12 protein-coding genes are annotated in these 13,717 nt (G+C 64.8%); 9 read left to right on the forward strand and 3 right to left on the reverse strand.

From position 1 onward, the window contains the following. The first annotated feature begins 21 nt into the window (after positions 1-21). Positions 22-2,340 carry a TonB-dependent receptor gene (locus tag F4U94_RS12330; RefSeq protein ID WP_120251424.1) on the forward strand — a complete coding sequence of 773 codons (2,319 nt, stop codon included), beginning with the start codon at positions 22-24 and terminating at the stop codon, positions 2,338-2,340. A 27-nt stretch (positions 2,341-2,367) separates the two neighbouring features. After that, positions 2,368-2,658, forward strand: a complete 291-nt coding sequence (locus F4U94_RS12335) for a DUF1330 domain-containing protein (RefSeq protein ID WP_120251423.1) — start codon at positions 2,368-2,370, stop codon at positions 2,656-2,658. Positions 2,659-2,812: 154 nt separating this feature from the next. Here the strand turns inward: F4U94_RS12335 and F4U94_RS12340 are convergent, their stop codons facing one another. Together F4U94_RS12340 and F4U94_RS12345 are read right to left on the reverse strand one after the other, a co-directional pair. Further along, on the reverse strand, positions 2,813-3,754 hold the full coding sequence (locus F4U94_RS12340; RefSeq protein WP_120251422.1) for a quinoprotein relay system zinc metallohydrolase 1: 942 nt from the start codon (positions 3,752-3,754) through the stop codon (positions 2,813-2,815). Further along, positions 3,751-4,548 carry a quinoprotein dehydrogenase-associated SoxYZ-like carrier gene (locus F4U94_RS12345; protein ID WP_170271934.1) on the reverse strand — a complete coding sequence of 266 codons (798 nt, stop codon included), beginning with the start codon at positions 4,546-4,548 and terminating at the stop codon, positions 3,751-3,753. The genes F4U94_RS12340 and F4U94_RS12345 overlap by 4 nt, the downstream gene beginning before the upstream one ends. A 103-nt stretch (positions 4,549-4,651) precedes the next feature. Between F4U94_RS12345 and F4U94_RS12350 the strand changes: the two genes are divergently transcribed. From F4U94_RS12350 to F4U94_RS12380, 7 genes are all read left to right on the forward strand, one after another. Beyond that, positions 4,652-5,179, forward strand: a complete 528-nt coding sequence (locus F4U94_RS12350; RefSeq protein WP_197716455.1) for a rhodanese-like domain-containing protein — start codon at positions 4,652-4,654, stop codon at positions 5,177-5,179. A gap of 77 nt (positions 5,180-5,256) precedes the next feature. Then, on the forward strand, positions 5,257-5,715 hold the full coding sequence (locus F4U94_RS12355) for a pseudoazurin (RefSeq protein WP_172598797.1): 459 nt from the start codon (positions 5,257-5,259) through the stop codon (positions 5,713-5,715). A 45-nt stretch (positions 5,716-5,760) separates the two neighbouring features. Further along, a complete protein-coding gene (adh, locus tag F4U94_RS12360; protein ID WP_120251420.1) occupies positions 5,761-7,281 on the forward strand; it encodes an aldehyde dehydrogenase in 1,521 nt (506 codons plus the stop codon). A gap of 113 nt (positions 7,282-7,394) precedes the next feature. Then, positions 7,395-7,799, forward strand: coding sequence for a DUF779 domain-containing protein (locus tag F4U94_RS12365; protein ID WP_120251419.1), 405 nt, complete (start codon positions 7,395-7,397; stop codon positions 7,797-7,799). A gap of 60 nt (positions 7,800-7,859) precedes the next feature. Next, entirely contained in the window at positions 7,860-9,002 is a 1,143-nt protein-coding gene (locus F4U94_RS12370) for an FIST N-terminal domain-containing protein (RefSeq protein WP_120251418.1), read from the forward strand. Then, positions 8,999-11,212 (forward strand): hybrid sensor histidine kinase/response regulator, encoded by a 2,214-nt coding sequence (locus tag F4U94_RS12375; protein WP_150411921.1) that lies wholly within the window; start codon positions 8,999-9,001, stop codon positions 11,210-11,212. The genes F4U94_RS12370 and F4U94_RS12375 overlap by 4 nt, the downstream gene beginning before the upstream one ends. A 79-nt stretch (positions 11,213-11,291) precedes the next feature. Beyond that, positions 11,292-12,875, forward strand: a complete 1,584-nt coding sequence (locus tag F4U94_RS12380; protein WP_120251416.1) for a Na+/H+ antiporter — start codon at positions 11,292-11,294, stop codon at positions 12,873-12,875. A gap of 59 nt (positions 12,876-12,934) precedes the next feature. Here F4U94_RS12380 and F4U94_RS12385 read toward each other — a convergent pair whose 3' ends face one another. After that, positions 12,935-13,717: a response regulator gene (locus F4U94_RS12385; RefSeq protein ID WP_120251415.1), complete on the reverse strand. Its 783-nt coding sequence runs from the start codon at positions 13,715-13,717 to the stop codon at positions 12,935-12,937.

Raw genomic sequence — 13,717 nt, forward strand, 5'->3', positions numbered from 1 at the left:
GACGGATGGGGAGAGGACAGGATGCGGATTTTGGCGGCGCTTCTGGCCGGCAGCGCAATGGGGCTGGTCGGCGGAACGGCATGGGCACAGACGCCCGATCAGGGCGAGGGCACCCGCCAGCCGATCATCGTCACCGCACCGGGCGGCGCGGTCGATATCGACGACGCACTCACCTTGACCGCCGCCGACATCGGCCGCAGCGGCAACCCCGATATCCTGGGCGCCCTCACCCGCAATTTCGCCGGCGTGACGTTGCAGGATGCGCAGAATAATCCCTGGCAACCCAATCTCGTCTATCGCGGCTTCACCGCCTCTCCATTGCAGGGCCAGTCGCAGGGCATCGCCGTCTATCTGGACGGCGCCCGCTTCAACCAGCCCTTCGGCGACACGGTGCAATTCGATCTGCTGCCGCAAGCCGCGATCCGCAGCGTCGCCCTGCTCGACAAAAGCGCCGTCTATGGCCTGAATGCCCTGGGTGGCGCGCTGACGCTGGAAACCAAGACCGGGGCGAGCGATCCGGGGCTGGAGGCCAGCCTCTCCCACGGCCGCTTCGGCATGACGGAAGCCAGCGTCGCGGGCGGCGCCGCCTGGGGCGACTGGAGCGCCTTCGGCGCCTTCCAATATACGCATGACGATGGCTGGCGCGATCATTCGCCCTCCACTCTTTATAATGGCTATGCCGATCTGGGTTTCGACACCGCGACGGGTGGCCTGCACCTCAAGGTCGTCGGCGCCAACACCAACCTTACCGGCAATGGCGTGTCGCCGGTCGAACTGCTCGCCGCCGACCGCCGCGCCGTCTTCACCTGGCCCGACAATAGCCGCAGCCGCTATGGCCGGGTGAGCCTCCACCCCTGGGTCGCCCTGTCGGACACCACCCGGATCGAAGGCACGCTCTACGCCCAGAAACTCACCCTGCGCACCGTCAATGGCGACGCAGCCGATATCGAAGGGTGCGAGGATGACGATGATGCCGGCTTTGTCTGCCTCGAAACCGTCGGCGCGGACGATGATGACGAGGAACAGGCCGTCCTGACCGACGCCAATGGCAATCCTATCGCCGACACGCTGGGCGGCGAAGGCTATGGCGTGCTGAACCGGGGCCGCACCGCCACGCGGGCGATGGGCGCGCTGGTCCAGTTGATCGACAAGCGGACGCTGGGTGCGAGTGAGAATGTCTTCGCATTGGGCTTCAGCTACGACACAAGCCGCACCCGCTTCGATACCGCCACGGAACTGGGCGCCCTGACCGACGACCGCAGCGTCGATGGCTTGGGGTCGATCATCGTGCAGGAGGACGGCGCGATCGCGCCCGTGGGCCTCATCGCCCATACCGATTATTGGGGCGTCTTCGCGCAGGATCGCCTGCCCATCACGTCGCGCCTCTCCGCCGAAATCGCCCTGCGCTACAACCATGCCCGCATCGTGATGCAGGACCAGATCGGCACCGCCCTGAACGGCCGCCATCGCTTCGAGCGTCTGAACCCCGGCATCGAATTCGACTATGCCCTGTCGGACGGCCTCAGCCTGCGCGCCGGCTATGCGCAGAGCAATCGCGTGCCGACCCCGGCCGAACTCTCCTGCGCTGACGAAAATGCGCCATGCAGCCTCACCAACTTCTTCGTGGCCGACCCGCCCTTGAAGCAGGTCGTCGCCAAAAGCTGGGAAGCCGGCGCCAAGGGCAAGGGGCAGGTCGGCGGTTTCGCGATCGACTGGCTGTTGTCCGCCTATCGCACCGACAATCGCAACGACATCCAATATGTCGCGTCGGAAATTCGCGGTCGCGCCTATTTCCGCAATATCGGCATGACCCGGCGGCAGGGCGTCGAAGCCACCCTGCACGCCAGCCGGGGCGGGTTCACCGCCGGCCTCAGCTACGCCTTTATCGACGCCAGCTATCGCGCCCCGCTCACCCTCTCCAGCCCCGCCAATCCTTCTGCGGACGAGGATGGCCTGATAGCGGTCGAACGCGGCGACCGCCTGCCCGGCATCCCCCGCCACAGTGCGACACTCAGCCTCGATTATGCTGCGAAGGGCTGGTCCGTCGGCGGCGATCTGCTGGCCCGTTCCGGCCAATATCTGATCGGGGATGAAGGCAATGACGAAGCGAAGCTGGGCGGCTATGCGGTCGTCAACCTGCGCGCCAGCGTCACCCTGATGCGTGGCGTCAGCCTGTTCGGCACGCTCAACAACGCCTTCAATCGCCGTTACGCGACCTTCGGCACCTTCGGCGAAGTGGACGAGATCGAACTGGAGGAAGCCCCCGGCGCCTCCAACCCCCGCGCCTACGGCCCCGGCGCGCCGCGCCGCTGGCAAGTCGGCGTGAAGGCGCTATTCTGACCGGCAGACATAAGGAGAGAGACGCTCATGACCGCTTATTTCGTCGCCGTGCGCAACAGCATATCGGACCCGGATACCTTCGCCACCTATGGCGACCTCGCGCAGAAATCCATGGCGGGTCATGCGATCACGCCGCTGGCCGTCTATGGCAAGACGCGCGCCACCGACGGGCCGGCGACCGAAAGCGCGGTCATCATCGCCTTCCCGACTTTTGAGGAGGCCGAAGCCTGGTATGACAGCCCCGCCTATCAGGAAGCATTGGGTTACCGCTTGAAAAGCGGCGACTATCAGACGTTCATCATTCAGGGCGTCGACTGATCTTCAAACCCGAAAATTGAATACAAGCCATTGATTATAAACAGAAATAGGAAGGCATGCGTTCAACTTGAACGCATGCCTTCCTAAAATCCGTCATTAAACAACGCCTTAAACTTCAGAAAAACCGCAAATACTGTCCAACTCGCTGTCTCATTCAGGGCACATCCACCCGCGGCAGCAGCTTGGCTTCCAGCCCCGGATAGAGATGCGACACGCTGCGCTGCAATTCATAGCGCGCCGCCGCCATTGCCGCGAACCGGTCCGGAATCGGCAGTTCGCCCGCCTCCACCATGTCCAGTCCGTCCCGCACCGCCTGCGTCAGCGTCGCCTCCAGCCAGTCGATCCACTCGCGCGTCTGATCGATCGCCGCCATGCCGCCCGCATCGAACGGTCCATGGCCCGGCACGACCCCCTTGTGCGGCAGCGCCTTCAACTGGTCGAGGCTGCCGCGCCATTTAGCAAGGTCCGCCGTCGGCGTACTCGGCGCCCGGTTGTGAAAGATGAGGTCGCCGCCCAGCAGCAGCCCCGTCTGCGAATCGAGCAACGCCAGATCGGCGCCGCTATGCCCCGACAATGCCAGCAGCCGCAGTGTCCGACCGCCAAAATCCTCCTCACCCTGCCCGATCACCTTGCCCGGCAGGACCAGATCCGTGCCGCGCATCCAGTCGCCCAGCAGCCGATACATGCCGTCGGCATAGCCCTGCCCCTCCGCGCGCAGCGCGTCGATCGTACCGGGCAGCGCCGCGACAATGGCCGGATCGAACGCGCCAAGCCCCATGCCATGATCGGGATGAAGATGGCTGACATAGACCCGAACCACCGGCTTGCCCGTCAGCTGCTCGGCCTGCTTGCCCAGCGCGCGGGCATAGCGGATGGACGGCCCGCATTCCCACAGCACGGTCCCGGCCGGCGTGGCGATGATAGCGATATTGGCGATGGCCCCGCCATTATCCGTCTCGATCGGTTCGTCCGCCCCGCACACCAGCCACATACCCTCGCCGATGGGTTCTGGCGCGATCGCATAATCGGCGGCCCGCGCCGGCGCAGCCGCCAGCACCGCCATGCCACCCAGCACGGACCGCCGCGACAGGATCATCGGCCCGCCGGCATGGGGGACTGGCGTGCCACAGACAGCGCCGCCCGATAATCGCGCCCATTGGTATCGCGCGCCTCGACACGCAGCGGCTCGCCCGCCCCGCCATCGACCATCAGGGTGATGGCCGGGTCTTCGGCCACAGCCGCCCATATCTCCATCTCGCCCAGCGTCCGCTCCCCCGCCTTCACGCTCAGTGCCTCCAGATGATAGGTGGCGATGTTGGCGACGAAGCCGGTGTCCATCGGATGGCGGAAGCTGAGCCGCACCCGGCTCACGCCGTTCGCCATCGGCCAAGTTTCGCCCCGTATTTCGCCCAGATGATCGGCCCAATCGCCCTTCACCCGGCTGACCGGGGGCGCGGAACAGCCCCCACCTGCCGCATCGACCCAGCCGCCCGATACCAGCCATTCCCCGCTCGCCAGTTGCACAGCGCCCCGCACCGGGGTCCGCTGGTCCAGCTTGATCCGGGTCGCGACATAAGCGGCGGCATGGGTGGGGCGATAGTCGATCGCGATCGGTATGGGATTGAGGTCGACCAGCAACACCATGCGGGTGACGCCGGGAATGGCGCGGGCGTCGATCGCGACCGGGAAGGATCGCTGATTTTCGGCGATCATCGGGAAATCGACCTTCACCCGTGGATCGAACCGCACCGGATCGTCACCGAACAGGGTGCGGGCATGGGCCTCCCACATCGGCGACCCCAGCGGATCGGCGGGCGCTTTCGCCCTGGCCTCGGCCGCAACCGACACCAGGGCGAGCGCGACCCAAAGGCTTGCCTGCCTTTGCAACATCCTTCTCCCTTATGGTGGGGTCTATTCTCCTTCGCGGTCGGTTACTATTGGCCGTTGGTCGTATCGGGAGAGAGACATGCGCCTTGCCCATATCGGCGTGCTGATGGCCGCCCTGCTGCTGCCCGCGCCTGCGCTGGCGCAGGATGCCCTGTTCGATGCGGAAGGCTATCGCATCGCCCATTATCGGGCGCCGGTGCATAGCGCGCCGCCCGGCGTCGGTCGCATCGCACCGCAAGCCGCAGCGCAGTTGCGTCCCGGACGGGACGCCTTGTTCATCGACGTCCTGCCGGCCGAGGGCGGCCATCGAGAGGCGGACGGGCGCTGGCGGCTTGCCATGCCGCATGAATCCATCCCCGGCGCCCATTGGTTCCCCGAAGCGGGCCGCGGCGAACTGGCCCCCGGCATCGGCAACTGGTTCATGCAAGGCATCGCCCGGCTGACGGGCGGGCGGCGCGACCGGATGCTGATCCTCTTCTGCCGGTCGGATTGCTGGATGGGCTGGAACGCGGCCAAAAGACTGCGCGCGCAGGGCTATGACAATGTCTGGTGGCTGGCCGAAGGGGTCGAAGGCTGGACCGACCTGAAAAGGCCGCTTTCCACCGCCCGGCCAGAGGGCGGGGTCGCTCCATAGGACCAAAGGTCAATTGTGCGCGCCGCCCCTGTGGCCGCACTCTCCAGCCAATCCGGCAGACCAAGCCGTTCGATTCCATGGAGAGTGATTTGACTGACCTGCGCATCCCGGCCTACTTGCTGACCGCCGCCGCCCTCGCCTTTTCGCTGCCTGCGGCTGCCAAGGACATCGTCGTCCAGATGAAGAATCAGGGCACCGATGGCGCCATGGTATTCGAACCCAGCTATGTGAAGGCCGCGCCCGGCGACACGATCCACTTCAAGCCGACCGACGCCAGCCACAATGCCGAAACCATGGCGAACATGCTGCCCGCCGGCGCCACGCCAATGAAGGGTGGCATGAACAAGGAAGCGGTGCTGACCGTCAGCAAGCCGGGCCTCTACGGGGTCAAGTGCATGCCGCATTATTCGATGGGCATGGTCGCGCTGGTGCAGGTGGGCAAGGTGACGCCGGCCGACATCGCCGCCGCCAAGGCCGTGAAACTGCCGCCCTTCGCCGCCAAGCGCATGACCGCTGCGCTGGCCAAGGTGAAGTAAGCGCCGCCTCTTTCATTCAGACGCATAGCATTCGGGAGTAGAAGCATGTTGCAGCAGGCAATGGAGCGTTTCGCGGGAAAGACGCTGATCCGCGATCAATATGACAATTATATCGGTGGCGAGTGGGTCGCCCCGGTACAGGGCGGTTATTTCGACAATATCTCGCCCGTGACCGGTCAGGTCGTCGGCAGGATCGCGCGCGGCACCGCCGCCGACATCGAACTGGCACTGGACGCCGCGCACAAGGCGAAGGATGGCTGGGGCAAGACCTCGTCCACCGAGCGGTCGAACATCCTGCTGAAGATCGCCGACCGGATGGAGGCCAATCTGGACCTCATCGCGATGGCCGAGACGATCGACAACGGCAAGCCGATCCGCGAGACGACCCATGCCGACATCCCCCTCGCCATCGATCATTTCCGCTATTTCGCCGGCTGCGTCCGCGCGCAGGAAGGGTCGATCAGCGAGATCGACCATGACACGATCGCCTATCATTTCCACGAGCCGCTGGGCGTGGTGGGTCAGATCATCCCATGGAACTTCCCGATCCTGATGGCCGTGTGGAAGCTGGCCCCGGCACTGGCCGCCGGCAACTGCATCGTGCTGAAGCCCGCCGAACAGACGCCCATGTCGATCCTGGTCCTGCTGGACGTGATCGGCGACCTGCTGCCGCCCGGCGTGCTGAACGTCGTCAACGGCTTTGGCGTCGAAGCGGGCAAGCCGCTCGCCAGCAACAAGCGGATCAGCAAGATCGCCTTCACCGGTGAAACCACCACCGGCCGTCTGATCATGCAGTATGCCTCGGAAAATCTGATCCCCGTCACGCTGGAACTGGGCGGCAAGTCGCCCAACATCTTCTTCGCCGACGTGATGGACGCCGACGACGATTATTTCGACAAATGCCTGGAAGGCTTTGCGATGTTCGCGCTGAACCAGGGCGAAGTCTGCACCTGCCCCAGCCGCGCGCTGATCCAGGAATCCATCTACGAAAAGTTCATCGAACGCGCGATCGCCCGAGTGAAAGCGATCAAGCAGGGCAACCCGCTCGACCCCAGCACCATGATCGGTGCGCAGGCATCGAACGACCAGCTCGAAAAGATCCTCTCCTATATCGAGATCGGCCTGAACGAAGGCGCCGAACTGCTGACCGGCGGCGAACGGGCATCGCTGGATGGCGAACTGGCCGACGGCTATTATGTGACCCCGACCGTGCTGAAGGGCCACAACAAGATGCGCATCTTCCAGGAGGAGATTTTCGGCCCGGTACTGGCCGTCACCACCTTCAAGGATGAGGCCGAAGCGCTCGCCATCGCCAACGACACGCTCTACGGGCTGGGCGCGGGGGTATGGACCCGCGACGGAACGCGCGCCTATCGCATGGGCCGGGGCATCCAGGCTGGCCGCGTATGGACCAACTGCTACCACGCCTATCCCGCCCATGCGGCGTTCGGCGGATATAAGCAGTCGGGCATCGGCCGCGAAAACCACAAGATGATGCTGGATCATTATCAGCAGACCAAGAATCTGCTGGTTAGCTACAGTCCCAAGGCATTGGGCTTCTTCTAATCGGGGAACGGTTCGTCAGAAGGCGTTCTCCCTCTCCAACACGCCTTCGACGGCGGCGGGCACCCTTCCCCGGTGTCCGCCGCACCGTTGTTTTTGAGGGAATGGAGTCAGATATGACGGCACTGCCACCACGAATATTGGCAACGGCGGAGGCTGAGGCACTGATGCAGCGGCTGACGTCCATGCACGGCCCGCTGATGTTCCACCAATCAGGCGGCTGCTGCGACGGCTCCGCGCCGATGTGCTTCCCGCGCGGCGAGTTCAAGGTCGGCGCACAGGATGTGCTGCTGGGCCATGTCGCAGGAGACATTCCGGTCTGGATCGGCGCGGCGCAGTTCGAATATTGGCGCCATACCCAGGTTACGATCGACGTCGTACCGGGGCGCGGCGCGGGCATGTCGCTGGAAAGCCCCGAAGGCGTGCGTTTCATCGTCCGTTCCCGCATATTCGACGATGCGGAAAATGCCCGGCTGGAAGCGGCGGGCGACCCGCCCCATGGCGATGATTTCCCCGGATGACAATCTGATGCGGGACAGTGCATAACCTTGAAAAACAAGGGCAGGTTGCAGGAGAGGGACATGACCATATTGGCGTCGGAGATCGGCTTCGCATCAAGCCACTCGCACGATCCTGCCATCGCGATGGCGGAGGTCGCGCGGCAGCTGGGCGATGCGCCGCTCGCGGGTATGCTGCTCTTCTGCTCCCACCGTTTCGATCGCGATGCGCTGGCCCGCGCGGTCAATCGCCATAGCGAACATATCGTGGCGATCGGCTGCACCAGTTCGGGCGAGCTGACCGAGGCCGGCTATGATGAGGACAGCCTGAGCGTCATCGGCTTTCCGGCCGACGCCTTTCATCTGACATCCCATATTTTCGACGATATCGATGCGTTCGATCCGGTGACCGCGCGCGAGGAAATCCGCGCGCTGGCCGCCATCGCCGATCGCGACAGCCGCCATCTGGGGGGCAAGGTCAATCATGTCGCGCTGTTCCTGGTCGATGGCCTGTCGCATCGCGAGGAATTGCTGACGATGACGATGCAGGATGCGCTGGGCGACATTCCGCTGATCGGCGGATCGTCCGGCGATGGCCTGGCCTTTCGCGAAACCGCGATCTTCGAGGGCGGCCGTTTTCACAAGCGCGCCGCCGTGATCGCCATCCTGTCCACCCCCCGCCCGATCCATGTGTTCAAGGCGCAGCATTATCGCCCCGGCGCGGGCAAGATGGTGGTGACCGGCGCCATCCCGCACGACCGGATCGTGACCGAAATCAATGCCGAGCCGGCGGCTCAGGAATATCTGCGACTGGCGGGCCATGCCGGCGAGGAACTGGGCCTGGCTTTCTACGCCGCCCATCCGCCAATGGTGCGGGCGGGCGGCGACTATCATGTCCGCTCGATCCAGAGCGCCAATGCGGACGGCAGCCTGACATTCTATTGCGCGATCGACGAAGGGATCGTGCTGACGGTGGGCGAACCGATCGACCGTATCGCCGGCATGGAAACGATGTTCGCCGATATCGGGGCGCATGTCGGGCAGGTCGACCGGATCATCGCCTTCGATTGCGTGCTAAACCGCATCGATGCGGAACAACGCCAGATCGGCCGCGCCGTGTCCGAACTCTATGGCCGCCATCGGGTCATCGGCTTCAACACCTATGGCGAGCAATATCATGCGCTGCACGTCAACCAGACGTTCAGCGGGCTGGCGATCGGACGATGAAGGCCATCGAAGGCGACAGCGAACTGGACAATTTGCGGGAAGAAAACCGCAAGTTGCGCAAGATCAATGCGGCGCTGATCGATCGCGTCGAACGGTCGAGCGACATGGCCGGCAATGCCTTTTCGATGTTCGAAACAGCGATCACGCTGGAAGCCATGGTGCGCGACCGGACCATGGAGCTGGAAGATGCGCTGGGCCGGCTGGCGACCGCTAACGCCGAGCTGGCACAGGCCCACGCCATGGCGGACGCGGCACAGGGTCGGCTGCGCGACGCGATCGATTCGATCAACGAAGGTTTCGTGCTGTTCGATGCGGAGGATCGGCTGGTCCTCTATAACGACGCCTATCTGGGCTTCTGGCCGGAAATCGCCGACCATGTGCGCGAAGGTCTGGCCTTCGAGGATGTCGCGCGCCTCGCCGCCGCCTATCACCAGCCTCTGGGATCGGTGGTCGCCCCCGACCGCTGGGTATCTGACCGGCTGGCCCGCCACAGCATCGCCGATGGCGGCCATGTGCAGGCATTGGCGGACGGGCGCTGGGTCCAGATCAACGAGCTGCGTACCAACGAAGGCGGGATCGTCGGCATCTATACCGACATTACCGAGGTGAAGGCGGAGGATGCCCGCAATCGCGCGCTGGAACTGGCCGAACGCAATCTGGTGCTGCAATCGACGCTGGATAATCTGTCCGAAGGCGTGTGCCTGTTCGACGCACAGGCCCGCATCGCCGCCTGGAACGAGGCGTTGCAACATCTGCTGGGCCTGCCCGACGACTGGGTGCAGGAAGGCGCGAGCCATGCCGCCCTGCTTAACTGGTGCCGCGGGCATATGGGCATGGCCGATCGGGGATGCCTCGACTGGCGCGGCGACCAGCCGGGCGAGCCGGCCCATGCGCTGGTGTCAGCGGGCGACCGCCATTTCGAACTGCGCAGCACCGCGCTGGATCGCGGCGGGCAGGTGATCGGCTTTACCGATGTCACCGACATGCTGCGCGCGCAGGCCGGCTTGCAGGAAACCGCCGAAACGCTGGAACGGCGCGTGGCCGATCGCACCGCCGAACTGCGTGCCGAAGTCGCCGAACGGCGCGAGATCGAGGGGCAGCTGCGCGACGCCAAGACGGCAGCCGAAAAGGCGAACCTGTCCAAGACCAGCTTTCTGGCGGCGGCCAGCCACGATCTGTTGCAACCATTGAATGCCGCGCGGCTGTTCGTCGCGGCATTGGGCGACCGACGACTGGCGTTACCGACCCGCGCGCTGGTCAACCAGACATCGACGGCGCTCGATTCGGTCGAGGATCTGCTGGAGGCACTGCTGGAAATCAGCCGCCTCGACGCAGGCGCGATTCAGCCGGAGATCAGCGACTTCCGCCTCGATACGCTGCTCGGCACCTTGCGGGTCGAATTTGCCCCCGTGGCGCGTGCAGCAGGACTGACGCTGGACATGACGAGCGAACCGCTATGGGTCAGGTCCGACATCCGCCTGGTCCGCCGCATCCTCCAGAATTTCCTATCCAATGCGCTGCGCTATACCCAACAGGGATCGGTGCGCGTCATCTGCCTTGTCGATGCGGGCACGATCCATGTGAGCGTCACCGATACCGGTTCCGGCATTGCCGCCGACAAGCAGCCACTGGTGTTCGACGAGTTTCGTCGGTTCGACACGCGCACCAGCGGCAAGGGGCTGGGCCTCGCCATCGTCAAACGGGCGAGCGACATGCTGGGCCACAGGGTAACGCTGGAATCTGCGCCGGGACGCGGATCGACCTTTGCGATCGCACTGCCGGTGGGCGAGCCGGTGGCCGATCCGGACAGCGGCCCGACCAGCATCGGGCGCGACCGCAGCATGCGCGGCCTCAATGTGCTGGTGATCGACAATGAGCGGGCGATCCAGACGGGCATGCGCACCTTGCTGGGCGGATGGGGCTGTACCGTGCAGACCGCCGGCGGCTTTGCCGAGGCGACGGGCCTGTTCGCGCCAGGGGAAGCGCCCGATATCATCCTCATCGACTATCATCTGAACGATGGCGAGACAGGCGATACCGCGCTCGACCGGCTACGGGCCCATTTCGTCCTGCCCGTACCAGCCGTCATGATCTCCGCCGACCGCGGCAAGGAATTGAAGGCGCGCCTCGATGCCGATGGCATCCCGCTGCTCAACAAGCCGGTAAAGCCCGCCCAGTTGCGCGCATTGCTGCGCACCATGCTGAAATAGCGCCTGCCGACCACCCCGACGCTGGACCTGCATCGCGCACGCGCTACTAGGGACGGATATAGGTGGAAGCGGGGGCCGCATGCATCCGATGCAATTGTTCGAACTGGTGATCGCCATGCTGCTGGCGATCATCGTGCTGCACTATGCGGCGCACAAGATGGGCCTGCCGCCCGCCGTCGCGCTGCTGACCGGCGGGGTGCTGTTCGCATTCGTGCCGGGCCTGCCGGTCCTCTCGCTTGATCCCGAGCTGGTGTTGGTGATCTTCCTGCCCCCGCTATTGATGGACGGCGCCTGGTTCATCGCGCTCCGCCACCTGCATCGCCATATGCTGGGCATCATCGCGCTGGCGGTGGGCGCGGTCGTCTTCACCACGGCGATCATCGCGCTGGTCACGCATATGCTGGTGCCCAGCCTGCCCTGGGCCGCCTGCGCCGCGCTGGGCGCGATCGTCTCGCCGCCCGATGCGGTATCGGCGCGCGCCGTGTTGCAGCATGTCCGCCTGCCCCGTCGCCTTTCCATCCTGCTGGAGGGCGAAAGCCTGTTCAACGATGCCAGCGGCCTCGTCCTCTTCCGCTTCGCCATCGCCGCGGGCGTGACCGGCGCATTCAGCCTGGTCGAGGCGGTGGAAAGCTTCCTGTTGCTGGCGATCGGCGGGGCGGCGATCGGCGCAGCCGTGGGCGCCGCCTGGGTCCGGCTGACGCCGCGCCTGGACGACAAATATCTGATGATCGCCTCGTCGCTGCTGGCGCCCTGGGCCTCCTACCTGCTGGCCGAAACGGTGCATGTGTCCGGCGTGATCGCCACCGTGACCACCGGCCTCATCTGCGGCTGGTACCAGCATGTCGTCTTCTCCGCGACGGTGCGGATGAACGGCACGGCCTTCTGGGCAGTGATGATCTTCCTGATGGAGGCGTTCGTCTTCCTGCTGATCGGCTCCTCGCTGCGCGGGGTGATCGACCGGGTCGGCGGCTTCCAACTGGTGCTGGCGCAGATGACCGGCCCCGTGCTGGCGATATTGCTGGCGCTGACGCTGGCGCGCTTTGCCTGGGTCTTCGGATCGGACGGCGTCATCCGCCTGCTACGGGCGATAGGCGTGCGCCGCTATACGCCGATCGGTGCGCGATCGGCCGTGGTGCTGGGCTGGGCCGGCATGCGCGGCGTTGTGACGCTGGCTGTGGCGCTCAGCGTACCGGAGGGTTTCCCCGGTCGTGACTTCATCCTGGTCGCATCCTTCGCCGTCATCATCGGCACGGTGCTGATTCAGGGGACGACGCTGGGCGGGGTCATCCGCTTGATGCGGCTGGAGGAACCCGTCAGCGATCGCGCGCGCCTCAGCATGAGCGAAGCGGAGGCGGCCATGGCGCAGGCGCAGCTGCGCGTGGTCGAGGTTCATGCCCATGATGCCGACGGTGTGCTGCTCCATCCGCGCCTGCTGGAGCGCTATCAGCGCCATGCGACGCTGTCGGCCAGCTATGCCGGGCAGGAAGAGGAGCATGCCCATATCCTGCACGCCCATTTCGATCTGGTGCTGAAAGCCGTCGCCGCCGGCCGGATTGAATTGCTGCGCCTGCACCGGATCGGCGATATCGACGAGCATGTGTTGCAGGAACTGGAGCGCGACCTCGATCTGGAAGAGATGAGCGCGTTGGCGGCCAAGGCCTGAAACGACGATGCGCCGCCGGCCAGGAGGCAGGCGGCGCATCGAACAGCCTGTCGACGCCGTCAGTCTGTGCCGAAATGTACCCGGTTAGCCTTGATCACCGCCTGAGTGCGGCTCAATACGCCCAGCTTCTGGAGGATGGCCGAGACATGCGCCTTGATCGTGGTCATCGACACGTTGAGGTCATGCGCGATCTGCTTGTTGAGGCGGCCGTTGACCAGATGGCCCAGCACCGTCTTCTGCTGCGGGGTCAGGCTGTCGATACGCCGGGCGATATCATCTTCCTCGGCTGACGGGGCCGCGCCCTCGCCCATGGTTTCGGGCAGGTAGATTTCGCCCGACACCACGCGATGCAGCGCTTCGACGATCGCGCTGCGCTTCAAGGATTTGGGGATGAACCCTGCCGCGCCGGCGGCCAGCGCTTCCTGTACGATGGCCCGGTCGAACGCCCCGGACACCATCACCACCGGCAGGATCGGAAAACGATCGCGCAGCAGCTTCAGGCCATCCAGACGACGCACGTCGGGAATATTGAGGTCGAGCAGGATGAGGTCGAAATTATCCTGCTTTTCCAGCGTGGCGACGGCCTCTTCCAATCCGGCCGCCTCGAAAATCTCGATATTGTCGAAACTGATCGCGATCACACTGCGCAACCCGTCGCGCACCAGCGGATGATCGTCGATGATCAGCACCCGCTCCATGATTGCGTCCCCGCCCATATAATGCCCCATATCCTGCCCCTGCCCATGATGATCGGACACATCATGGGACGTGGCAAGCCGCAATATACCGGGCGGGAATGCCGGGGCCGACTGCGTATGATGTCCACGTCCCATGACGATCAT

Origin of the sequence: Sphingobium limneticum, assembly GCF_008710155.1 — a bacterium.
GTDB lineage: Bacteria > Pseudomonadota > Alphaproteobacteria > Sphingomonadales > Sphingomonadaceae > Sphingobium > Sphingobium limneticum.

Excerpts from the sequence above, each read along its gene's own strand:
- F4U94_RS12350 (WP_197716455.1), top strand. The coding sequence starts at position 4,652 with ATGGCCGCCCTGCTGCTGCCCGCGCCTGCGCTGGCGCAGGATGCCCTG.
- F4U94_RS12375 (WP_150411921.1), top strand. The coding sequence starts at position 8,999 with ATGAAGGCCATCGAAGGCGACAGCGAACTGGACAATTTGCGGGAAGAA.
- F4U94_RS12335 (WP_120251423.1), top strand. The coding sequence starts at position 2,368 with ATGACCGCTTATTTCGTCGCCGTGCGCAACAGCATATCGGACCCGGAT.
- F4U94_RS12365 (WP_120251419.1), top strand. The coding sequence starts at position 7,395 with ATGACGGCACTGCCACCACGAATATTGGCAACGGCGGAGGCTGAGGCA.
- F4U94_RS12340 (WP_120251422.1), bottom strand. The coding sequence starts at position 3,754 with ATGATCCTGTCGCGGCGGTCCGTGCTGGGTGGCATGGCGGTGCTGGCG.
- F4U94_RS12370 (WP_120251418.1), top strand. The coding sequence starts at position 7,860 with ATGACCATATTGGCGTCGGAGATCGGCTTCGCATCAAGCCACTCGCAC.
- adh (WP_120251420.1), top strand. The coding sequence starts at position 5,761 with ATGTTGCAGCAGGCAATGGAGCGTTTCGCGGGAAAGACGCTGATCCGC.
- F4U94_RS12385 (WP_120251415.1), bottom strand. The coding sequence starts at position 13,717 with ATGATCGTCATGGGACGTGGACATCATACGCAGTCGGCCCCGGCATTC.
- F4U94_RS12345 (WP_170271934.1), bottom strand. The coding sequence starts at position 4,548 with ATGTTGCAAAGGCAGGCAAGCCTTTGGGTCGCGCTCGCCCTGGTGTCG.
- F4U94_RS12330 (WP_120251424.1), top strand. The coding sequence starts at position 22 with ATGCGGATTTTGGCGGCGCTTCTGGCCGGCAGCGCAATGGGGCTGGTC.
- F4U94_RS12380 (WP_120251416.1), top strand. The coding sequence starts at position 11,292 with ATGCATCCGATGCAATTGTTCGAACTGGTGATCGCCATGCTGCTGGCG.
- F4U94_RS12355 (WP_172598797.1), top strand. The coding sequence starts at position 5,257 with ATGGAGAGTGATTTGACTGACCTGCGCATCCCGGCCTACTTGCTGACC.